We start from the raw sequence: 20875 nt of genomic DNA on the forward strand, positions 1-20875 counted from the left end.
AGGTACCTCCTTTTATTCTTTTAACTTTATTCAGCAAAACTGAAAAAAGTGAAAAAGTTGTTCATTTCATACTATGAAATTTATTAGGAAAGTAGCCCATTTTTTCATATTCCGCGAACCATATATCCAAGTTTGCCAATTCATCTAAATTCTGACATATCCAAATTTTCTAAAAAATACTTTACTTTTTGCCTAATTACCTTCATAATAGAAAGACAACTAGAAATTATTAAATGAAATGATTCTGGTTACATGTATAAGGTGAAGGGGTTTTTGATTTATAAAGAAGTGAAAAAATCAAAGGAGTGATTAAGTAATGAACCATTTTAACAAAGAGCAAAAGAATGAGGTAGTCGTAATTTCTCAAACGCCTGATGAAGAAATGTATGAAAAGGTAGCCGAAATGGTTCTCATCCAATCACAGGCCTCCTTTAGAAAAGAACAATTACTTAAACAAATCGACCAATCACTTATTAACAAAGATGAAACATTATTTATGGAACTTACAAAACAATATAATATGTTACTGTCTCAACATAGCTTTTTACAATAGATCAAATGCGCCTTGGCGTATTTGCGAGCCCGATTTTTTTCGAGCTTGCTCGAAAACTTACCTTTGAAAAATCGTGGCATCCGCCGGAGGCTTTAACTTTATTCAGCCGGTATTTGAAATGACTTCTCTTTTTACAATTACTTTTAATACTATAGATTTTCAACTGAATAAAGTTAATTGGCTGGTGCGAAATGCACTAGCCTTTTATTTTTCCTATTAAAAACGGTGTAACTTCTAAGAGTTACACCGTCTCATTTACACGTGGAAGCTTTATCTCAAAGGTTGTTCCTTCATTTTCTTTGCTATCGACCTTAATTTCACCGTTATGATTTTCAATAATATTATAACTAACCATAAGGCCAAGCCCCGTTCCTTTTTCCTTCGTTGTGTAAAAAGGCTCCCCGATTCGCTCAAGGATCGATTTTGGTATCCCACACCCCTCATCTATAAACAAAATATAAATGGAGTCGTCCGTAACCATTGTACGAATAAAAATATTACCGCCCTTTTCCATTGCATCGATGGAATTCTTAATAAGATTAATAAAGACCTGCTTTATCTGATTTTCATCGCATGTAATAATGGACTCTTTATTCATAAAGTCGATGTTGATTTGGATACCTTGGAGGATAGCTTGCGTCTCGAGCAATGTTACAACATCCCGCAAAATGATTCGGATATCTTTATTTTTGAATTTAATTTCTGATGGCTTTGCCAGTAACAATAGCTCACTCAAAATCAATTCAATTCGATTTAGTTCTGAAAAAATAATATCGAAATAGTTTTGTTTACCTTTAAAATCATTATGAAACAATTGTAAAAACCCTTTTATAGCGGTTAATGGATTTCTAATTTCATGTGCAATACCAGCAGCAAGTTGTCCGGCGATGGACAGTTTTTCAGATTTAATCATTAATTCTTCTGCTTTGATTCGATCAGATATGTCACGAATGATTACTTGAACAGCATCTTCTCCAAAATAAGTAGTTGGAATCCCGATTAATTCTGTATAGACCTGCTTTCCTTGGATCGTATACCAGGATTGCTTGCTAAAATTAAATTCTTTTTTTTCAGCATTTACAATTTCGATAAAATCTCTGACCTGATCGTGATTTTCTGGATGGAGAAAGGTATATATATTTTTTCCAAGCATTTCTGTGTAGCTATTCGCCCCAAACATCTTTACACCTGAGTCATTGATAAAGACCCAATTGTTTTGATAAATAACCGCGATTGTATCGATAGAATTCTGGACAATTCGCTGATATCGTTCACGACTTCTATGGATAATATCATGAAAGGACTTTCTTGATGAAATATCATGTAGTACAAGATATTCATAGATTTCATCATTTATATAAATCGGTACTTCTTTTACTTCAACAAAGATTTCATCATTATTTTGTTTCTTCCACTTTTGTTCAATAATACCCAATCGATACCCGCTTTGTAGCTGTTGAATTCGTTTCTCTACAACTTCATGGAATTCTTGATTGATAAATGAATAAATCGAGTTTCCCAGTACATCCATAGGATTCTGAATTTCGAGTAAGTTCGTAACTTCATTATTCATATATAAAATCCTACCGAATTTAGAAATGATAATTGGAAATGGAGCCTCATCGATTAGAATGGATGCATCTTTTAATCGATTTTGATGAAGTACAATTTCCGAATTAACTGATGACAATAGGTTATTAGTAGGGATTTCCTCGTGTGTCCGACTATTTTCAGGCTCGACTAGCACTCTCATTTTCAATAAAATTTCGTCATATTCGAAGGAATCGGAGTAATAAACAGGTTCAACAGTTGTTTCGAACCAAATAAATTCTTCGTTTGTCTTCATAACCCTAAGTGCACAAACTGAAACTTCATGCTTATTGAAAAAATAGCTTTCAAGCATGAATCGGTCATCCTTATGGATAATGTTTTTAATGGAAGATCCAATTAGTGTTTCATTTGTGTAACCTAAGATTTCTTTACAATTACTTGATATATAGAGAATTTTACTGTTTACCGTAACTGTTAACACAAGATTAACCGAGCATTGTGTTTGTGGTAATTGCTGTTGAGCACTAGTTTGATTGCCAAACTCCATGTGTTGAACCCCCTCCCTTTCGATTTAGACGTATCCTTAAGATCGAAAATATCTATTTATAATTTTATAATGGTAACCATTTTTTTACTATACTATTACATTAATTTAGGGTTTAGTTCATATCCATAGGTAGAAAGACCTGTTTTAAGCTATAAAAGCAATTCATCACTATCCATATGTTAAAAATACTCGACAAGCCCTGCCTGTCGAGTTTGTAAGTATTAAAGTCCACCTTCATATTTACCGTCATTCTTAGAGGCTTTTTCTTTTTTCGCTTTTTTCTTATGTGCTTTGTTCGCTGCTGCGCTACCAAATTCCTTACCGAACTCAGTATCTGTTACAGCTGAATCAAAGCCTTTTTTGTTTTTTTGTTCAGGATCATTCTTTTTATTACGCTTTGCCATATTTGAGTGCACCCCCTTAGAGATAATCATCATTATTTTCTTCTCCTAGAGGGTTTCCTATGCAACAATAGGTAACTGCACATGAGCTTGTTAGTGAATAAATTTCGTTATGACTTTAAGCAAGGTCGTGGACAAAGATCCCTTTGTCTCATTAATCCCACAGTTTGTAGATGGCTTGAGTTCCGCTGTTTTCTTCGCCCTTTCCGGCTAGTTCCTCATACATTTGTATTGCAAGTTCTAGGCCTGGTGTATCCATTCCCATTGCTTTTGCTTCTTCAAGCGCAATTCCCATATCTTTAATGAAATGTTTGATATAAAAACCTGGTTCAAAATTGCCTGCTATCATTCTTGGGGCAAGATTACTTAATGACCAACTTCCAGCCGCTCCTGTTGAAATACTTTTTAAAACCGTTTCAGGGTCGAGACCAGATTTTTTAGCATAAACCATTGCTTCAGCGACACCAATCATATTGGAGGCAATTGCTATTTGGTTACACATTTTTGTATGTTGGCCAGACCCCGATGGACCTTGATACACAATATTCTCTCCCATAATCTCAAACAGCGGCTTGCAAGCTTCAAATACCTCTTCATCCCCACCAACCATAATAGCTAACCTTGCTTCTTTTGCACCAACATCTCCGCCAGAAACAGGCGCGTCTAAGGAATACAATCCCTTTTGTTTGGCTTCTTCGTAGATTTTAGTTGCTAAAGACGGAGTTGAAGTTGTCATATCAATAAAATATGTTCCTTCTTTTGCATGTGCCAAAAGACCATTTTCACCAAGGTAGACCTCTTCCACATCGTAGGGATAGCCAACCATTGTAATGACGATATTCGCTTCAGATGCGATATCTGCTACAGACTGTTTCCAAACGGCTCCTTGTTTCACAAGTTCTTCCGCTTTTTCTTGCGTGCGTGTATAAACAAGAACCTTATATCCTTTCGAAAGGATATGGCCTGCCATACTTTTTCCCATAACACCTATTCCAATAAACCCCACAACCGCATTTTCATTTAACACATCTTTATGTACCATCACGTTATCTCCCTTATTTTTTTATTTTTATCATATCATATAATTCCAAAAAAAATCTGGGAAAATTGGGGATTTGTACCTTACGAAAACGGCGCATGTTCCATAGGATATAACAAATAGATATGGAGGTGTTCTAAATGAGTGGAGGAAATTGCGGAGGATATGGATCAGGCTTTGCTTTGATTGTTGTATTGTTCATTCTATTGATCATTGTTGGAGCTGCTTTTGTAGGTTACTAATTCTTTAAGACAATTAAAGATTAATGATAAACTAGAAAGGGAGATGTATAATGAGCTGCGGATGTGGATTTGGTGGATACGGTTATGGTGGCCATGGTTATGGTCGCGGTGGCTACGGATTTGGTGGAGGCTTTGCGTTGATTGTTGTATTGTTCATTCTTCTAATCATCGTCGGAGCTGCTTGGTTCTAAGATAACCAATTAACAGTAACACGAAGGAAGCCAGCAACTTTAAATAGTTGCTGGCTTTTTACATTACTCTCCTTCAAAAGTATCCTGGAACTTCTTCATTTCTTTATCCACTTTAGGCTTCATATGATAAGGATTCTTCGGTTGAACTATGTTTTCTGTATTCACATCAGACCTAATCCCTATTTGATTTCCTGCAGTATCATCATTGATAATACCTTCATAGCGTCCATCGAAATGAGGGTCTCTTTCATGATAATCGCGATCATTGTCTGGCATTTTCCTCTACCTCCTCACCATTAACGTGGCGTGTTTTATCAAAAATATGTACTTTTTACACAATAAAGAGGAACAATAAGAACAAGATTAAGAAAAGAGGAGAGATTGTAATGGGTGCGATTGATCGCGAAGGCTATCGGTTTGAAACAGAATATAGTGTCATTAGTCAAAAAGGGGCAATTCATGTCTATCGGGATGGTGAATTTATCAAGGAATTGTCTTTCTCATTTAGAGGGGAGCAACCAGATCCTGCTTTAATAGAAAATGTGGTTGATGAGTTTTTTGATACACACCAAGAATAGAATAGTTTTACTTCTCATCACTTTGAATGTAACGTACAATGTGGATGTGAGGTGATAACATGTATCGAAAAGAAATTTATGTGTTTGATGGAAATACACCTAAAAAGTGCGTAATTCGTAATTATCAAGAAAATGATTTTGATAACCTGATTCGTGTTCAACGAGAAAGTTTCCCTCCACCATTTCCTTCTGACTTATGGTGGAATAAGGAACAATTACATAACCATGTGACACTATTCCCTGAGGGTGCCCTATGTGTCGAGATTGACGGACGATTATGTGGTTCAATGACTGGATTAATTGTTCAATTTGACCCTAGTCATCCACAACATACGTGGGAGGAAATTACAGATAACGGATACATACGAAATCATACTTCAGATGGAAACACTTTATACATTGTTGATATTTGTGTGAGCCCAGCCTATCGAAAATTCGGCCTGGGAAAATGGTTGATGCAGTCGATGTATGACGTTGTTGTACATTTAAAATTAGACCGTTTATTAGGTGGCGGGCGAATTTCCGGATACTCTAAATACTCTAAAGATTTGAGTGCCGAAGAATACATTGAAAAAGTAATGACAGGTGAACTAAAAGATCCCGTGATTACCTTTCTTCTTCGTTGTGGACGCAGTCCTGTCCAGCTTATTGAAAACTACCTCGATGATGAGGAGTCCTGTAATTATGGGTTATTAATGGAATGGAAAAACCCTTTTCAATATAAAAGAAAACGAGTCTAAATAAGAATTAGACTCGTTTTTTCTTTAGTTCATGAAGTTTGCTTTTACAAATTCAACTACTTCTTCTGTTGTGCTCATAGAAAGAATCTTTTCTTTGAAGCTTGCGATTTCAGCTTTAGAAAGCTTCTTGATTTGAGTTCTTGCAGGTAAGATTGATGTTGCGCTCATACTGAATTCGTCTAATCCTAATCCTAACAGAATTGGAATTGCGATCGTATCCCCGGCCATTTCTCCACACATGCCTGCCCACTTGCCTTCCTTATGAGCCGCTTCAATCACCATTGAAATGAGTCTTAAGATTGATGGAGAATATGGCTGATAAAGATATGAGACGCGCTCGTTCATTCGGTCAGCAGCCATTGTATATTGAATTAAATCATTTGTGCCAATACTAAAGAAATCCACTTCTTTTGCAAATTGGTCAGCTAATACAGCAGTGGAAGGAATTTCTACCATTATTCCGATTTCAATTGTATCAGATACAGAAGTTCCACTCGCTACAAGCTTTTCTTTTTCATCAAGTAAAATCGCTTTAGCTTGTCTAAACTCATCAAGAGTTGCAATCATTGGGAACATGATTTTTAAGTTCCCATATGTACTTGCACGAAGTAGCGCACGTAATTGTGTACGGAAAATATCCTGTTCCTCTAAGCAAAGACGAATCGCTCTAAATCCTAAGAACGGATTTAATTCTTTCGGAAGATTTAAGTATGGAAGCTCTTTATCCCCACCTATATCTAGTGTACGAACGACAACAGGCTTACCTTCCATTTTTTCAAGAACGGTTTTATAGGATTCGAATTGCTCTTCCTCTGTAGGAAGTTGGTCACGACCCATATAAAGGAACTCTGTACGATACAGTCCAATTGCTTCTCCGCCATTTTCGAGAACTCCTTTTACATCTTCTGGAGTTCCGATATTGGCAGCAAGTTCTACATGCTCCCCGTCACTTGTAACAGTTTTTTCATTTTTTAGTTTAGCCCATTCAGTTTTCTGTGCTTCATATTGCTCTTTCTTTTGACGGTACTGAGCTAAAACTTCCTCAGATGGATTAACAATGACAGCACCATCAAGTCCATCAACAATAACCATTACCCCATTTTCAATATCAGAAGTAACCGTTTTTGTTCCAACTACTGCTGGAATCTCCATGGAACGAGCCATAATCGCAGAGTGTGAAGTACGGCCACCAATATCAGTGGTAAAGCCTTTTACATAATTTCGATTTAATTGAGCTGTGTCTGAAGGAGTCAAATCTTCCGCAATAATGATGACTTCTTCTGAAATCATACTTGGATTAGAGATGGTCACTCCTAGTAGATGAGCCAAAACACGTTTTGTTACATCACGAATATCAGAAGCTCGTTCTGCCATATATTCATTGTCCATTCCTTCGAACATGGTAATGAACATATTCGCTACTTCCTGTAACGCAAACTCTGCATTCACATTTTCAGAGTTTATTTTATCTTTAATAGGATTAAGGAGTTCTGGATCGCTTAATACAAGAAGATGGGCTGAAAAAATTGCCGCTTTGTCTTCCCCTAGTTCAACATTTGCTCGATCCTTAATCGCTTCTAATTCTTCTTTTGATTGATTAACTGCTTCTTCAAAACGCTTAATTTCGGCATCCTTGTCACTAATTGTTTGTCTTTCAACAGTTAAATCAGGATGCTCTAAACGAAAGCTTTTTGCGATTGCGATACCTGCTGAAGCAGCAATTCCTTTAATCATTTCAGACATTATTCACCAAGTCCTTCATTTGCTATAATTTCTGTCAAGTTAGCGATTACTTCTGCTTCGTCAGAACCTTCTGCAACGATTTTAACCTCTGCGCCTTGTCCAATTCCAAGAGACATAACACCCATAATTGACTTAAGGTTTACGGACTTTCCGTTATATTCTAATTGAATGTCTGAGTTATATTTACTAGCAGCCTGTACCAATACTGTTGCTGGACGTGCATGAATTCCTGATTCACTTGTAATTTTAAATGTTTTTTCTGCCATGATTATTTCCCCTTTTCACTTATTTTAATAATAATTACTTGTAGTATTTGTTCGTTTCCGGTAGATATGTAAAGAAAGAGTATTATTGTGTTCCCTAAATGCAATAAATAAAGGCATGAGAAAGACGATAAAACCTATGCAAAAAATGGGATTCTTTGCCTATAGCTTTTACCACTACTTTACTCATGCCTGATCGAATCAGTAACACGTAATACATTATAAATATGTAAATTTTAGATTTAGATTTGGTTAACATGCTCTTACCTTTTATACCTAACCTTTTACACGAAAAGTATAGCATAGGAATAGAACTTATTTCAACAGAAAGGCAAATAATCGTTTTAAAACGAAAATTGAGAAAGTTTTTCATTTACAATAACTTATTAATCGAATGTACTATTCTTTACAAACAATGCATTTAAAGATTACAATCCTTAATGGTAGTCATGTATAATAAGCAAATATTGTATTTTATCTACATAATAAAGTTGGAGGTGCTTAAATTGATCAAACTGATCGTTAGTGATTTAGACGGAACACTACTGCGGGAAGACAATTCTGTAAATCCTGAAGATACTAAAGCATTAACCAAGGCCGCACAAGATGGACTTCAAATTAGCATTGCCACGGGTCGAATGGATACTGAGATAAAGGAAGTATTAAAATCGATTGGGCAAAACTTTCATCGAATTAGCCAAAATGGGGCATTTGCCTCAACCATAGATGATCGGTCCATTTTTTCTCGTACCTTCACAACCGAAATAGCAGAAACAATCTATCATAAAGTATTGAATTCGAAGTTCGTCACGATTGTCTGTAGCTATGACACGAATTACACCCATGAAAATAATGAGTATGTTGAGGGTGTTCAAAAAAGAATGTTCCATCCTATCATCATTGATCCAGAAATTAGTACGAAGTTTAGAGAAATTAAACCATCAAAGATTACCCTGATTGGTTTCGAAAACGATATTTTCGAGACGTACGAAACACTTTCTAATGATTATTCAGATGAAATTGATTTGTTCATTTCCGAAAAACATGTTTTAGATATTATGCCAAAGCAAATCAGTAAAGGGAATGCAATAATAAAACTTCTCGAGGATCTTTCATTAAAACCAGAGGAAATTGCATGCATTGGGGATTCGTTTAATGATATTCCGATGTTCCGCTTAACTCCTTACAGTTTTGTGATGGAGACTGCACATGACGAAGTGAAAAAAGAAGCAAAATTTGTGGTTCAATCTGTGGCCGAAGCGGTTGAAATGATTTTAAAAGAAAATAGTAAACAAACTGTTTAAGTAGACTCGAAGAAATTCGAGTCTTTTTTATGTAATAAAAGAAAGCATCTAACCAAAAACTAAACAAAATCATTTGCACTGATTTGTTGGAGGAAGAAGAGATGCCCTATATAACATGTACGAACCAGACCCAAATCTATTATGAAAGCCATGGTGAGGGGAAACCAATTGTTTTCATTCACCCTCCTGGCATGGGACGTGTAACCTTTAAATTGCAACAACCCCTTTCAAAAAAATTTCAAGTCATTACATTTGATCTACGTGGAAATGGGAATAGTGATCCAGGAACTGAGGATATCACCATTTCATTATTAGCAACTGATATTCTGCAACTGATAGATCAACTATCACTCGAAAAAGTCGTTGTATGCGGTTATTCAAATGGCGGATCCATTGCATTGGAATTTGCCCTTTCCAATCCCGAACGTGTTGAAGGCATCATATTAATTGGTGGTTTTTCAGAGGTGAACACATTTTTATTACGGTCAGAATTTAAGCTTGGAATCTCCACCGTTAGAATGAAAGGATTATCTGTTTTAGCAAAGGTATTAGGGAAGGCACATGGTACAAAGAAAGAATATAAAAAGGAAATTGAACAATATGTAAAAAAATCAAATGTAAATATTCTCTATCAAATGTACATAAGAGGACTCGAATATAATTGTTCGCATCGATTAAAAGATATAAAAGTACCTGTTCTACTAGTTGATGGTTCCTTCGATTTCTACATGCACTCCTATCAACGTTTTTTAGAGAAGGAAATTCCAAATGCTGAGAGGGTCTTTGTTAATAAAGCTAGACATCAAGTACCGACGAGACATGCACATACATTCAATCAATTAATTGAAACATTCATGGAAAAACTATAAAAGTTCGTTCATTTTATACCGTAAGATAACACATAATAATAATCGAACAAAAATTTTAATAAGGGGGGCAACATAATGGCTAAAAAAGGAAGACAAAATAAGGTAAGCCAAGAAGTGGCAAACCCAACTGTTTCTCATAACGAAGAATTTGGCGAAGAAATTGGCGGAACACCTAAAAAACAGAAAAAGAAGAAAAAATAAGTAACATGAAAAGAACCTGGACACCCAGGTTCTTCTTTTTTCATTTCAGCTTCTTTAACGATTTAATCTTCTCTTTTACCTTCTGAACGATCTCCTCACAAGCCTTGTTTTCCTCATCGGTCAATACTTCATCCCCATAACGTACTCTCTCATAGAGTTCAACAAGTCGGTAGTCAAGGAAATGGTTTCTTCCTAACCATTCTGATACGCTTTCATGATGGTATCGTCCAAATCCATGCTTTGCTGCGAGCACTTCGAGTTCAAGGATAAGCTTTCGTACTTTTATTTGTGGTGTCTGTCGTTTTGGACGTCTCCATTTTGCAGTAGGGCTTGTAACCCCTTCTGTAATCGTTGCATATTGGTATACGTCGCCAACCACAGCAGCTTCTTTTACAAATCTCTTTTTTGCTAGGAAGAAAAGAATCACTGCTAATAGAAGTAGGCCAAGAATAGATAGATAAAACCAAATATCAAAGCTGCCGATCAGCTCAAAAAGTGGATTTTTCTTTTCTGATTCTTCCCAGTTCAAAGTTCCAACACTTTCACCCTGAGAACCTCTATAGGAATCGATATTTTCGACAGCATTAAAAAGTGGCTTTGAAACCCAGTAAAAGCCAGCTCCAATAATGGACGTAACCAAAGACAAACCTTTAACAAGAACGATTGGAAAAATAACCGCGACACCAATAGCACCCACAAACAAGCCACTAAACAGCCCGACAACAGACCAGGAGTTCTGTTTTGTAGCGATTGTTTTCTTCACGAGTGAACTTGTACTTACACTGTTTAGTATTTTTCCAATCATAAAGAAAATCAATTGAGTCACAAGTAAATATAAGATAAGGTCACTGTGGACATACCCTTGGACCTTTGCTGCAAAATAAGTTAACCCACCAAATAGTAAACTACCATTTAAAATCATAGCTTCTGTCAGCTTAGGATTCTTGTGGTAATGGATAATAATTCGATAACAAACAACAGCCGCAATCACAATACTTTGACCAAAAGATAGCCCTATTTCACTACTAACAAGGGCAAGCAATGGAACGATTAACATAATGAAAAAATACGGGGTATTTGATTTCATCAGTGATAACAGGAATGCTATAATGACTGCTCCGCCGCCCGTAAGAAACAGAAATGGTATAATGGGCGGCAAATAGTCAGTGTGAATATAGAACAACATTAGTAAAACATAGAGAAGGATCATCTCCATTACGTATTGATACGACTTAAGTAAAGACTGACTAAATCGCATGGGAATCCCCCCTTCTCATTGCCAAGGATGCCTTTTGTAAATAAATGGAGTCATCATTCTCAATTAGTTTAAAACAATCGACACCTTTTCTTGCAAACCTACTCAGGATCAGTTGCTCATTCTCTTCTATTTCACCTATCACAATGACGTAAGGTGAAAGTTGTTGCTGTCTTTCGATTGCATGGATCATAAAATGAAATGGAATTGTTACACTATGCTTACTAAGTCTAGCAATTAATTCCAGTGCTTTCGCTAAGTGTTCCTTTCCTTTGCCTATTGGTAGGTGGATAAAAGGGGTTCTCCCTGCCCTTCTGACATTAACGAACACTTCAAATGGAATGTTTTTTAATGTTGCTGCTTCAAGCATATACGTTAACCCGCTTAAATAATCTTCTAGTTTTCGTTCGCGCACATTGATTATTATTGTCCAAGAGAATTGAGCTGTTTTATCAAAAATCTTCGTTTGTAATTGATTTGTACGTGCACTCGCTTTCCAGTGCACCCGGTTAAATGGATCAGTTGGTACATAACCTCTCGTTCCGATTATTTGTGTCATATCTTCAAAAAATGAACTCCGAATTGGATACTCTCCCTGATTTTTCGGGACAATTTTCTCAATCCCTCCAACCGTTTCCGGCGAAGAAAAAATAATCGTTTCAAAGGCAACCGGTTTCGTATATTGAAGATATGCCTCACCAAAGCCAAATAAATGAGGGATTCTTAACTCAATCGTACGGATTTTCGCAACTCCCCTTTGCTTCCCTTCAAAAGGCAGCATTGTGGTTTGAGCCTGTCTTCCTATTAGATTAAGTGGTAAGGTTAGTTCGATTTGTTCTGTCTCTAGTATTTTTCTTTCGTTCTGAAATCCTACTACGTGATCTACAGTTAGCCGAATTTGACCATTTATGATTGGTAAACGACCTTCTTGCTTTAATGTGAGTGAAAAATCACCATCTTCTCCTTTAAAGAGCTTTACGGTTTCTTTATCGATCGAAACGTTGATTTTATTTCCAACATGTTTTAAATAAAATTTGTTCACAAATACATATAAAAGAAACAAGACCCCTACAAAAAGAAGCAAAAATACCTGTGAAAGAATCCCTACAAGTATAAAAACAGAAGAAAGAAATGACATATACGACAATTCATTTCCAATGGATATTTGCCGTTTCCAGTCCATTACTTCACTGCTCCAGCTTCCACCGGGACAGAAACCGTTGATAGCAGTTCATGTATAACCTGGCGATTTGTTTTCTTTAGTGACCCCTCCATCGTGAGCACCAGCCGATGAGAAATGACATATGGAGCCATATATTTAATATCCTCTGGGGTTACAAACATACGCCCATCCAAATACGCTTTTCCTTGAGCAGCCTTCATAAGTGCTAGAGTCCCCCTCGGACTGACTCCCACTTCAACATCAGTATGCTTTCTTGTTGAGTGTACGATTCTTAGTAAATAGTCTTCTACTTCATCAGAAAGTTTCACTTGCCCGACCTCAGCTTGCATCGATATAATCTCTTCTTTTATAAGGACCTCCAAAATTTCCTCAATCGGATTATTTTGACGATAGGTTCTCATAATTTGCTTTTCCTCTTCAAAGCTTGGATAACCTAAATCAATTTGGACAAAGAAACGGTCCATTTGCGCCTCAGGCAATGGAAAAGTCCCCTGCTGTGATTCGATTGGGTTTTGAGTTGCGATCACTACAAACGGTGATGGAAGTTTTAACGTTTCTCCATCGATCGTTACCTGACGCTCCTCCATGACCTCGAGCAAACTTGATTGAGTCCTAGGAGTTGCACGGTTAATTTCATCGGCTAATAGAATATTAGTCATTACCGGACCAGGGCGTAGCTGAAATTCCTGCTCTTTCGGATTAAAAAATTGAATCCCAGAAATATCACTAGGCAGTACGTCTGGTGTAAATTGAATGCGCTTAAAAATACCACTAATAGACTTTGCAAAACTCTTCGCAAGCATCGTTTTTCCCGTACCAGGAACACTTTCTAGTAAAATATGACCTTTATTAATAAGGGAATTTAGGACAAGTTCAATCACTTCGTCCTTCCCAATGATGACTTTCCCAATATTCTCTTTGATTTTTAGAACATTCTCTTTTGCAGACATAATTGCCCCCTGTTTTTATTAAATTATTAATCATGTGACAATTTAAATTTATCAAAAATGTGGGTATTTTCCAACATAATTATCCTGCATTGTATGAATTTTGTCCGTAAAAAAAAAAAGAGAGTACTAAACTCTCATTGCGCTCCTTTAAATAAAAACAGACAGACCCCTAGAATTAACCATGATCTGTCTGTTGTATTGATTATCCTTTTGTAATCTCGATGATATTTTCTTCAGAAAGATTTATGTTTCCTTGCTTTTTAAGAACGATTTCTTCGCCCTCTGCAAGGTTTGTAAAGACAATTGGAGTAATAATGGACGTTGCATTTTTCTTAATAAAGTCTAAATCAACTTTTAAAAGTTGTTGACCTTTTTCGACCTTATCATTCTCAATCACAAACGTTTCAAACCCTTGTCCTTTAAGATTAACTGTGTCAATCCCAACATGAATCAGAATTTCTCGGCCTGAATCAGATAGAATCCCAATCGCGTGTTTTGTAGGGAACAAGTTGATTACCTTTCCATTAACAGGTGAAACAATGACACCTTCAGATGGTACAATTGCAAAACCATCACCCATCATTTTACCAGAAAACACCGCATCTGGAACTTCAGTAATTGGCTTTATTTCACCTTTAATAGGCGAATAAAAACGATCAACACTTTGTTGTTCACTACTTACTGGATTTGTTTTTTCAATTTGGTTCGTTTCTACTTCACGGGGTTTCTTTCCGTTCATTACGTCTTGCATTTGGCTTTTAATTATTTCAGAACGTGGTCCAAAAATGGCTTGAATATTATTTCCAACCTCTAGCACACCAGCTGCGCCTAGTTTTTTCAATTCATCTTTATCCACATTTTTTATATCGTTCACAGAGACACGTAGTCGGGTGATACATGCATCAAGATGGGCAATATTTTCTTGTCCACCCATTGCATTCATGATGTTATAAGCGAGATCTCCAGCCTGACCTTTCTTTTCCTCTTCACCTTTTACTTCGCGTCCAGGTGTCATGAGATTAAACTTTTTTATTGCAAAACGGAAAACAAAATAATAGATAACTGCAAAAACGAGACCTACTAATATAGCAATCCACCAAGGCTCTCTACCTGGCAATATACCAAATAAGAAAAAGTCAATTCCTCCACCGGAGAAGGTGTAGCCGATATTAACACTTAAAGCTGTCATTAAAACAAATGATAATCCGTCCAGCACTGCATGGATTAAGAAAAGAATAGGTGACACAAACATAAATGAAAATTCAAGTGGCTCTGTGATACCCGTTAAGAACGATGTTAAGGCACCTGAACCTAATAAACCAGCTACTAATTTTTTATTTTCCGGACGTGCAGCATGATACATGGCAAGCGCAGCAGCCGGTAAACCAAACATCATAATTGGAAATTCACCAGCCATAAAGTTACCAGCGGTAATTTCCACTCCATCTTTCAATTGTGAAAAGAAGATCGTCATATCTCCCCTAACGACTTGACCAGATGCGGTTGTATAAGAACCGAATTCATACCAGAACGGCGCATGGAAAATATGATGTAAACCAAACGGAATTAACAATCTTTTTATAAATCCAAAGAAAAACACAGCAAAATACGAACCTTCTTCTATCAACCAAAGTGACGCACTATTCATTGCCTCTTGGACTGGTGGCCACACGACCAATAATAAAAGACCGGCTATAAAAGAAAACGCGGCAGTTGCAATCGGAACAAATCGTTTCCCTGCAAAAAAACCAAGAAATGAAGGCATTTCAATATCATGAAAGCGGTTATAAGCAAAAGCAGCTATAAGACCAACAATAATACCTCCAAATACACCTGTTTGTAATGTAGGTATTCCTAATACAGATGATAAAGCAGGATTATCAGAAAGCATATCAGGAGTAACTCCCTGCCATGAGCTCATTACCTGATTTAGAACTAAATAACCGACTAATGCAGCAAGTGCTGCTGCACCATCTCCAGCTAAACCAATCGCTACCCCAACTGCAAAGAGAAGGGCTAGATTACTAAATATGATTCCCCCAGCATCCTCCATTACCGAAGCAATAAGTTGAATCCAATCAGCTTCTAGGAACGGAAGATATTGAAGCATTGTTTCTTGCTGCATCGCATTTCCTATTCCAAGTAATAGACCTGCTGCTGGTAAAAGGGCTACAGGAAGCATTAGCGCTTTACCAATCTTTTGCAGGACACCAAAAACTTTTTTAAACACGGTTTAAAACCCCCTACTAATTTTTCATTCTCATGAGGTAGTCGCATAAACATAAAAAAGGCATGAGAAAGAGGTTAATCGAAAGAAGTTACGCGAATAATATTCCCCCAATAAAGGGCAATATATCCTGTCATACTTATTTCAATCATTCTCTTTACTCATGCCTGATCGAATCAGTAACACGTTAAAAACAATGTATACTATTTAATTTTCTTCTGAAGCCTTTGCAGATGCATCGTTATATAGACTGCTTCTGCGTCAAAAACTGGTTTCTTCATCGCTTGCTGTATTACCTTAATGAGTTTCCACGAGAGATTATAACATAACGGATATTCTTCTTTCAAGAGAGCAGTGATTTTTTCTGGTTCTTCTACTTTTTCTCCCACTTTTACACGTTCAATGACGAATCTCAAATGTCGTACAAGTCTCATATAATCAATGCTCTGTTTGTCGATCACCATTTTCAACTGATCCTCTACCAACTGAACTAATTTTGTCATTAGTTGAGAATGCTGATTTACTTCAGATAATTCTTTATTGGTTATTGCACTGTGGATGTGAAGGGCGATAAAACCAGCTTCTCCCTCGGGCAAATGTATATTACATTCTTCTCTAAATAATTCCATTACTTCCTTGGCAATATCGTATTCCCTAGGATACATGGTTTTCGTTTCTATTAAAAAAGGATTTCGGATTTCTAACCCCTGTGAAACCCTGGCAACAGTATACATCAAGTGATCGGTCAAGGCTACATGGATATGCTCATTCAACGAAGCATCTGTTCTGCTTTTGATTAACTCAATAGCGGAAATAATCACACTCTGTAAATCATCCTCTAAGTATGGTAGAAGCTTAATATAGTTCGTTTGTATTTTTTCATTTTTCAGGACGAACAGCTTTTCTACGCTAGCCGCTTCGAGCACCTCTTTCTGCTTTCGGTTAAAGCCGATGCCCTTTCCTATTAAAACGACCTCCCCATAGTCGGAGTGATCTGCAATGACGACATTATTATTCAAAACTTTAGATATAGTAATGACGGACATCTTAATTCCCCACTTTTTGACTTTGACATACAATTCATATCGTATATGAGAGAGAAAAAGAAATCAATATTTTTACCTTGTAATGAATTGTGTTAATCATGTGAAAGTCAAAGTGAACGAACAAAAAGAAGGAGTTTATTTCAACTATCCTTTTTATAATGTCTGTCTGACAGGTAAAGTAATGATAACTTTTGTGCCTAACCCAACCTTACTCTGAATACTAAAGTTTCCTTTATGGTCTTGGATAATCTTGTTACTCATTGTGAGCCCAAGTCCCATACCTTTTTCTTTTAATGTGAAAAATGGTTCCCCAATTTTTTCAAGTCTCTCTTTAGGGATACCCACCCCTGTGTCAATCACTTCAATTTGAACATGATCTCCCACTACTTTAGTACGAATTTTCGTTCTTCCTCCATCTGGCATCGCATCAATTGAATTTTTAATGACATTGACAAACACTTGGATTAATTCATTTATATCGCCATAAAGAACAGCATGTTCAGCGTCATTTTCCACGATAACCTTGACATTATATAGGGTAGCTTCGTGTGATGTGAGCTTGATGACATAATTAATCAGTTCTTTTAATTCGAATTCCTTTAAGGTTTTGCTTTGAGGCTTGGAAAATACGAGTAATTCACTCACAATCTGATTAATCCGATCAAGTTCTGAAAGGATAATATCGGAAATATGAGATGTTGATTCATTCTTTTCCTTCTGCAATTGGACAAAGCCTTTAATCGTCGTAAGTGGATTACGTATTTCATGGGCTATTCCCGCAGCCAACTCACCTACTACAGAAAGTTTCTCCCTTCTTAGCGCAAGCTCTTCAGCGGCTTTTACTTTTGAGATATCACGACCAATTGTTACCAGACCTTTTCTTCTTCCTTCATCGTCGAATAAAGGAACCTTGATTACATCAAATGTCTTGATTTCTCCACTTAGGAGAGGAAATGATTCTTCCACACGAGTAGTCATTCCTTGTTTCCATGCTTCCTCATCCGAGTCAACACAACCTAAGAATGGCTCTTTAAAGAACGGAAACATTTCTGCCAGTTCTTTATCTGTTTTGTTTTTATAAGGTTTACCATGAAGTTGGTAGAGGTCTTTTCCATATTCATTTACACGGATCCACCTACCCTCTCCGTCTTTAAAACAGACAAAATCAGGCATCGCATTAATAAGTGTCGACAACTCATTTTGTTCCTCTATTGCCTTGATATAGGCATCATGTTTCTTAATAATAAGATGAATAAGAACGGTTGTGAAAACGACAAAGATCAACCCTTTACCGATTTGATAATAATTATCATAAACGGAAGGAAATAGATCAATCACATATTCAGAGAAAGTTATCCATATTAGGCTTGCCAAGAAATAGATAAGTAGCAATCTCTTCTTGAAAAGTGTTTTTACAGACATGACAAGCACCCCACTACCATTTGACAACAAGAATATTTTCCTGTATAATAAAAATTTGTTCCCTATTAACTTTAACATAATTATTATATATAGATATAGATAAATTTAATTTTACGTTTTATCTTTTACATTTGAGAAAGACTTATTCACACTGGACCGGCTTCGGAGCCGAAAGGACGAAAGAGAGGTAGGGCTTTCGTTGTTTAAGATTTTCAAAATCTACCGCGGCATGTATGTATCATCAATTATGTAAATAAAGTTTTATTACGCTCAGAAATTAGAACCAACCGTGTATATACGGTTGGTTCTTTTTCGTTTTACAATAAATACTTAGCGCCGTGGAGACTAATCTCCTTTTGTGCTTTAGGTTCTATTCCAACTAGAAAAGGACGTTCCCCTCTTGGATGTTCCTTTAAGCTAATAAAGTATACATCGATTGTGTCAAAATGGACCTTTATTGCTTTTTGTTCAGTACCCGGTATCGTTGAGTTATCAACTGTGCCATTTAATACTTTTGCCCAAATATCTGCAAGATTTTCTGCCTGTTCCACAGCGTATGCAATGAAGGAAATGGATTTTGAGTCTGGAACATAAACCTCTTTTTCAATAAGCTCTTGTTCCCTAACTTTATCGTCATCCCCCCACTCAATGAAAAATGGCATTGGCTGGGTAAGATCAATAAAGAGCATCGACCATTGGAGAAGGGAGCCATCTGGTCGCATTCTGGAGCCTGGGAAAGGTCCTATTGTTTTGATGCCTTTTTGGGTAAGTTCCTGGTTGGTTTGATCTATCGAGTTGGTCCGAAAGGCAATTTGTGAAAGACCTTCTCCTCGTTTAAAGTCTTCATACAAATGACGGCTAAACGGGTGACTACCTTCCTTTGTAACCTCTAGATGGTTAATCCCAATCCATTCGATATAGGCAAGATTTTTAAAATAACAAAGGGTATTATAGGTCCCCCAAATCTCGTGATTACCACCTTTTGCCGTATGGAAACCAAGAAGTCGAAATGCTGTCATTGCCTCAAAAGGATCATTAACATAATGGACAACATGGTCAAAACGAATATCCACCCTATCATCTCCCTAGCCTATTTTTAATACATTTTATCATAAAAAAATAAGACCCTTACAATCGGGGTCTTATTTTTCACTTCTCTTATGCACCCAGTTGTTGAGATGGGTTTGTGTACGTTTCAGTGTCAAGTTCTTTCGTTACTTTACTTGTCAGAACACCTGCTGTCATACTACCGCTAACGTTCAGTGCTGTACGTCCCATGTCAATTAAAGGTTCAACAGATATTAATAAACCTGCTAATGCTACTGGAAGGTCAAGTGCTGACAATACGAGAATGGCAGCAAAAGTTGCTCCTCCCCCAACACCAGCAACACCAAAGGAACTAATTGCTACAATTACTACAACTGTTAAGATAAAGGTTGGATCCAATGGATTGATACCAACTGTTGGTGCAATCATTATCGCGAGCATCGCAGGGTATACACCTGCACACCCGTTTTGTCCAATGGAAAGTCCAAATGAACCTGCAAAGTTTGCAATTCCTTCTGGAACACCTAAATCATTTGTTTGTGCTTTGATGTTAAGTGGTAATGTCCCTGCACTACTACGAGACGTAAACGCGAAAGTTAACACAGGGAAAGCCTTCTTCACATACGTAATCGGATTTAATCCAGCTAATGTAATTAACAATAAATGAATTGCAAACACAATCAATAACGCAACATAAGATGCTACAACAAATTTACCAAGCTTATAAATCGCACCATAATCACTCGTAGCTGTCACTCGTGTCATAATCGCAAGTACTCCATACGGAGTTAAACGTAAAATTAACGTTACAACGCGCATGATCACCGAATAAAGGGCATCGATAATTTTCGCAAACAATTCTGCATTCTCAGGATCTTTGCGACGAACTCCAAGGAAAGCAATTCCTATGAACGCTGCAAAGATAACAATAGCAATCGTTGATGTGGAACGAGCCCCAGTAAAGTCTAAGAATGGGTTAGCAGGCAATAAGTCAACAATCTGTTCTGGGAATGTTTTATCTTGAATACCCGCATATCGTTCTTCTATCGAAGCACCTCTTGCTTGTTCAGCCTCTCCAGCTTCGATTTGAACAGCCTCTAAGTCAAATGCAACCGTTGTTCCAATTCCAACAAGTGCTGAGATTGCAGTTGTACCTATTAGAATTCCAAGGATCAGAACACTAATTTTTCCGATATTATTTGCCAATTTCATTTTTGTAAAAGCTGATACAATGGAAATGAACACTAGTGGCATTACGATCATTTGTAAAAACTTCACATAACCATTTCCGACAATATTAAACCAACTAATTGACTCAGAAATGATTTCTGAATCAACACCATAAATGAGTTGTAGGACGAGACCAAAGACAATCCCTAGTCCAAGTGCTGCAAATACACGTTTTGAAAACGAGACATGTTTTTTCTGCATATAAAACAATAATAGTAGTAATAAGACCATAAAAACGATATTTACAATACCAAGTAAACTCATATGTATTACCCCCTTTTTATTTACTAATG

The 20875-nt window shown here is 36.8% G+C and carries 21 protein-coding genes and 1 pseudogene; 8 read left to right on the top strand and 14 right to left on the bottom strand.

Annotation, left to right across the window (positions count from 1 at the left end; translation table 11 throughout):
* The first annotated feature begins 316 nt into the window (after window positions 1–316).
* Window positions 317–553, top strand: a complete 237-nt coding sequence (locus CKK03_RS14065; protein WP_099363173.1) for an IDEAL domain-containing protein — start codon at window positions 317–319, stop codon at window positions 551–553.
* A 241-nt stretch (window positions 554–794) separates the two neighbouring features.
* Here the strand turns inward: CKK03_RS14065 and CKK03_RS14070 are convergent, their stop codons facing one another.
* The 3 genes from CKK03_RS14070 to CKK03_RS14080 form a co-directional block, all read right to left on the bottom strand.
* The gene (locus CKK03_RS14070; RefSeq protein WP_099363174.1) at window positions 795–2651 is read right to left on the bottom strand and encodes a PAS domain S-box protein; all 1857 of its coding nucleotides are present in this window, start codon (window positions 2649–2651) and stop codon (window positions 795–797) included.
* 221 nt (window positions 2652–2872) lie between these two features.
* Window positions 2873–3055, bottom strand: coding sequence for a hypothetical protein (locus CKK03_RS14075; RefSeq protein WP_010282879.1), 183 nt, complete (start codon window positions 3053–3055; stop codon window positions 2873–2875).
* A 151-nt stretch (window positions 3056–3206) separates the two neighbouring features.
* The gene (locus tag CKK03_RS14080; RefSeq protein WP_099363175.1) at window positions 3207–4094 is read right to left on the bottom strand and encodes an NAD(P)-dependent oxidoreductase; all 888 of its coding nucleotides are present in this window, start codon (window positions 4092–4094) and stop codon (window positions 3207–3209) included.
* 137 nt (window positions 4095–4231) lie between these two features.
* Here CKK03_RS14080 and CKK03_RS14085 point away from each other — a divergent pair, with 137 nt between their 5' ends.
* Both CKK03_RS14085 and CKK03_RS24245 read left to right on the top strand, forming a co-directional pair.
* On the top strand, window positions 4232–4333 hold the full coding sequence (locus CKK03_RS14085) for a YjcZ family sporulation protein (protein WP_099363176.1): 102 nt from the start codon (window positions 4232–4234) through the stop codon (window positions 4331–4333).
* Between the two features lie 107 nt (window positions 4334–4440).
* Window positions 4441–4524: pseudogene (locus CKK03_RS24245) on the top strand (YjcZ family sporulation protein); the annotation flags it as partial.
* 63 nt (window positions 4525–4587) lie between these two features.
* Here the strand turns inward: CKK03_RS24245 and CKK03_RS14095 are convergent.
* Window positions 4588–4800 (bottom strand): hypothetical protein, encoded by a 213-nt coding sequence (locus CKK03_RS14095; RefSeq protein WP_099363178.1) that lies wholly within the window; start codon window positions 4798–4800, stop codon window positions 4588–4590.
* 110 nt (window positions 4801–4910) lie between these two features.
* On the opposite strand from CKK03_RS14095, the gene CKK03_RS14100 reads away from it, so the two are divergent.
* Complete coding sequence (locus CKK03_RS14100) at window positions 4911–5102, top strand: DUF5370 family protein (RefSeq protein ID WP_099363179.1); 192 nt, start codon at window positions 4911–4913, stop codon at window positions 5100–5102.
* Window positions 5103–5161: 59 nt separating this feature from the next.
* Window positions 5162–5842: a GNAT family N-acetyltransferase gene (locus CKK03_RS14105; protein WP_099363180.1), complete on the top strand. Its 681-nt coding sequence runs from the start codon at window positions 5162–5164 to the stop codon at window positions 5840–5842.
* 24 nt (window positions 5843–5866) lie between these two features.
* Here CKK03_RS14105 and ptsP read toward each other — a convergent pair whose 3' ends face one another.
* Both ptsP and CKK03_RS14115 read right to left on the bottom strand, forming a co-directional pair.
* Window positions 5867–7585, bottom strand: a complete 1719-nt coding sequence (ptsP, locus tag CKK03_RS14110) for a phosphoenolpyruvate--protein phosphotransferase (protein WP_099363181.1) — start codon at window positions 7583–7585, stop codon at window positions 5867–5869.
* Complete coding sequence (locus CKK03_RS14115; RefSeq protein ID WP_099363182.1) at window positions 7585–7851, bottom strand: phosphocarrier protein HPr; 267 nt, start codon at window positions 7849–7851, stop codon at window positions 7585–7587. The genes ptsP and CKK03_RS14115 overlap by 1 nt, the downstream gene beginning before the upstream one ends.
* Before the next feature lie 503 nt (window positions 7852–8354).
* On the opposite strand from CKK03_RS14115, the gene CKK03_RS14120 reads away from it, so the two are divergent.
* The 3 genes from CKK03_RS14120 (at window position 8355) to CKK03_RS24145 (ending at window position 10222) form a co-directional block, all read left to right on the top strand.
* A complete protein-coding gene (locus tag CKK03_RS14120; protein WP_180271251.1) occupies window positions 8355–9152 on the top strand; it encodes an HAD family hydrolase in 798 nt (265 codons plus the stop codon).
* A gap of 101 nt (window positions 9153–9253) precedes the next feature.
* Window positions 9254–10021 carry an alpha/beta fold hydrolase gene (locus CKK03_RS14125; protein ID WP_099363184.1) on the top strand — a complete coding sequence of 256 codons (768 nt, stop codon included), beginning with the start codon at window positions 9254–9256 and terminating at the stop codon, window positions 10019–10021.
* A gap of 75 nt (window positions 10022–10096) precedes the next feature.
* A complete protein-coding gene (locus CKK03_RS24145; protein ID WP_257215775.1) occupies window positions 10097–10222 on the top strand; it encodes a hypothetical protein in 126 nt (41 codons plus the stop codon).
* Window positions 10223–10262: 40 nt separating this feature from the next.
* Here the strand turns inward: CKK03_RS24145 and CKK03_RS14130 are convergent, their stop codons facing one another.
* The 8 genes from CKK03_RS14130 to CKK03_RS14165 form a co-directional block, all read right to left on the bottom strand.
* Entirely contained in the window at window positions 10263–11480 is a 1218-nt protein-coding gene (locus CKK03_RS14130; protein ID WP_099363185.1) for a DUF4129 domain-containing protein, read from the bottom strand.
* Window positions 11470–12660: a DUF58 domain-containing protein gene (locus CKK03_RS14135; RefSeq protein WP_099363186.1), complete on the bottom strand. Its 1191-nt coding sequence runs from the start codon at window positions 12658–12660 to the stop codon at window positions 11470–11472. The genes CKK03_RS14130 and CKK03_RS14135 overlap by 11 nt, the downstream gene beginning before the upstream one ends.
* The gene (locus CKK03_RS14140; RefSeq protein ID WP_099363187.1) at window positions 12660–13610 is read right to left on the bottom strand and encodes an AAA family ATPase; all 951 of its coding nucleotides are present in this window, start codon (window positions 13608–13610) and stop codon (window positions 12660–12662) included. The genes CKK03_RS14135 and CKK03_RS14140 overlap by 1 nt, the downstream gene beginning before the upstream one ends.
* A 202-nt stretch (window positions 13611–13812) precedes the next feature.
* Complete coding sequence (gene ptsG, locus CKK03_RS14145) at window positions 13813–15840, bottom strand: glucose-specific PTS transporter subunit IIBC (protein ID WP_099363188.1); 2028 nt, start codon at window positions 15838–15840, stop codon at window positions 13813–13815.
* 200 nt (window positions 15841–16040) lie between these two features.
* On the bottom strand, window positions 16041–16883 hold the full coding sequence (gene glcT / locus CKK03_RS14150; RefSeq protein ID WP_099363189.1) for a glucose PTS transporter transcription antiterminator GlcT: 843 nt from the start codon (window positions 16881–16883) through the stop codon (window positions 16041–16043).
* 153 nt (window positions 16884–17036) lie between these two features.
* Window positions 17037–18305, bottom strand: coding sequence for an ATP-binding protein (locus tag CKK03_RS14155; protein WP_099363190.1), 1269 nt, complete (start codon window positions 18303–18305; stop codon window positions 17037–17039).
* Between the two features lie 317 nt (window positions 18306–18622).
* Window positions 18623–19378 carry a VOC family protein gene (locus CKK03_RS14160; RefSeq protein WP_099363191.1) on the bottom strand — a complete coding sequence of 252 codons (756 nt, stop codon included), beginning with the start codon at window positions 19376–19378 and terminating at the stop codon, window positions 18623–18625.
* An 85-nt stretch (window positions 19379–19463) separates the two neighbouring features.
* Window positions 19464–20846: an L-cystine transporter gene (locus CKK03_RS14165; RefSeq protein WP_099363192.1), complete on the bottom strand. Its 1383-nt coding sequence runs from the start codon at window positions 20844–20846 to the stop codon at window positions 19464–19466.
* Window positions 20847–20875 lie beyond the last annotated feature (29 nt).

Source organism: Fredinandcohnia onubensis, from assembly GCF_002734215.1.
Classification (GTDB): Bacteria; Bacillota; Bacilli; order Bacillales; family Bacillaceae_L; genus Ferdinandcohnia; species Ferdinandcohnia onubensis.

Bases quoted from the DNA above. Each gene is read 5' to 3' on its own strand.
- CKK03_RS14065 (WP_099363173.1), top strand. From the start codon at position 317: ATGAACCATTTTAACAAAGAGCAAAAGAATGAGGTAGTCGTAATTTCT.
- CKK03_RS14070 (WP_099363174.1), bottom strand. From the start codon at position 2,651: ATGGAGTTTGGCAATCAAACTAGTGCTCAACAGCAATTACCACAAACA.
- CKK03_RS14075 (WP_010282879.1), bottom strand. From the start codon at position 3,055: ATGGCAAAGCGTAATAAAAAGAATGATCCTGAACAAAAAAACAAAAAA.
- CKK03_RS14080 (WP_099363175.1), bottom strand. From the start codon at position 4,094: ATGGTACATAAAGATGTGTTAAATGAAAATGCGGTTGTGGGGTTTATT.
- CKK03_RS14085 (WP_099363176.1), top strand. From the start codon at position 4,232: ATGAGTGGAGGAAATTGCGGAGGATATGGATCAGGCTTTGCTTTGATT.
- CKK03_RS14095 (WP_099363178.1), bottom strand. From the start codon at position 4,800: ATGCCAGACAATGATCGCGATTATCATGAAAGAGACCCTCATTTCGAT.
- CKK03_RS14100 (WP_099363179.1), top strand. From the start codon at position 4,911: ATGGGTGCGATTGATCGCGAAGGCTATCGGTTTGAAACAGAATATAGT.
- CKK03_RS14105 (WP_099363180.1), top strand. From the start codon at position 5,162: ATGTATCGAAAAGAAATTTATGTGTTTGATGGAAATACACCTAAAAAG.
- ptsP (WP_099363181.1), bottom strand. From the start codon at position 7,585: ATGTCTGAAATGATTAAAGGAATTGCTGCTTCAGCAGGTATCGCAATC.
- CKK03_RS14115 (WP_099363182.1), bottom strand. From the start codon at position 7,851: ATGGCAGAAAAAACATTTAAAATTACAAGTGAATCAGGAATTCATGCA.
- CKK03_RS14125 (WP_099363184.1), top strand. From the start codon at position 9,254: ATGCCCTATATAACATGTACGAACCAGACCCAAATCTATTATGAAAGC.
- CKK03_RS24145 (WP_257215775.1), top strand. From the start codon at position 10,097: ATGGCTAAAAAAGGAAGACAAAATAAGGTAAGCCAAGAAGTGGCAAAC.
- CKK03_RS14130 (WP_099363185.1), bottom strand. From the start codon at position 11,480: ATGCGATTTAGTCAGTCTTTACTTAAGTCGTATCAATACGTAATGGAG.
- CKK03_RS14135 (WP_099363186.1), bottom strand. From the start codon at position 12,660: ATGGACTGGAAACGGCAAATATCCATTGGAAATGAATTGTCGTATATG.
- CKK03_RS14140 (WP_099363187.1), bottom strand. From the start codon at position 13,610: ATGTCTGCAAAAGAGAATGTTCTAAAAATCAAAGAGAATATTGGGAAA.
- glcT (WP_099363189.1), bottom strand. From the start codon at position 16,883: ATGTCCGTCATTACTATATCTAAAGTTTTGAATAATAATGTCGTCATT.
- CKK03_RS14155 (WP_099363190.1), bottom strand. From the start codon at position 18,305: ATGTCTGTAAAAACACTTTTCAAGAAGAGATTGCTACTTATCTATTTC.
- CKK03_RS14165 (WP_099363192.1), bottom strand. From the start codon at position 20,846: ATGAGTTTACTTGGTATTGTAAATATCGTTTTTATGGTCTTATTACTA.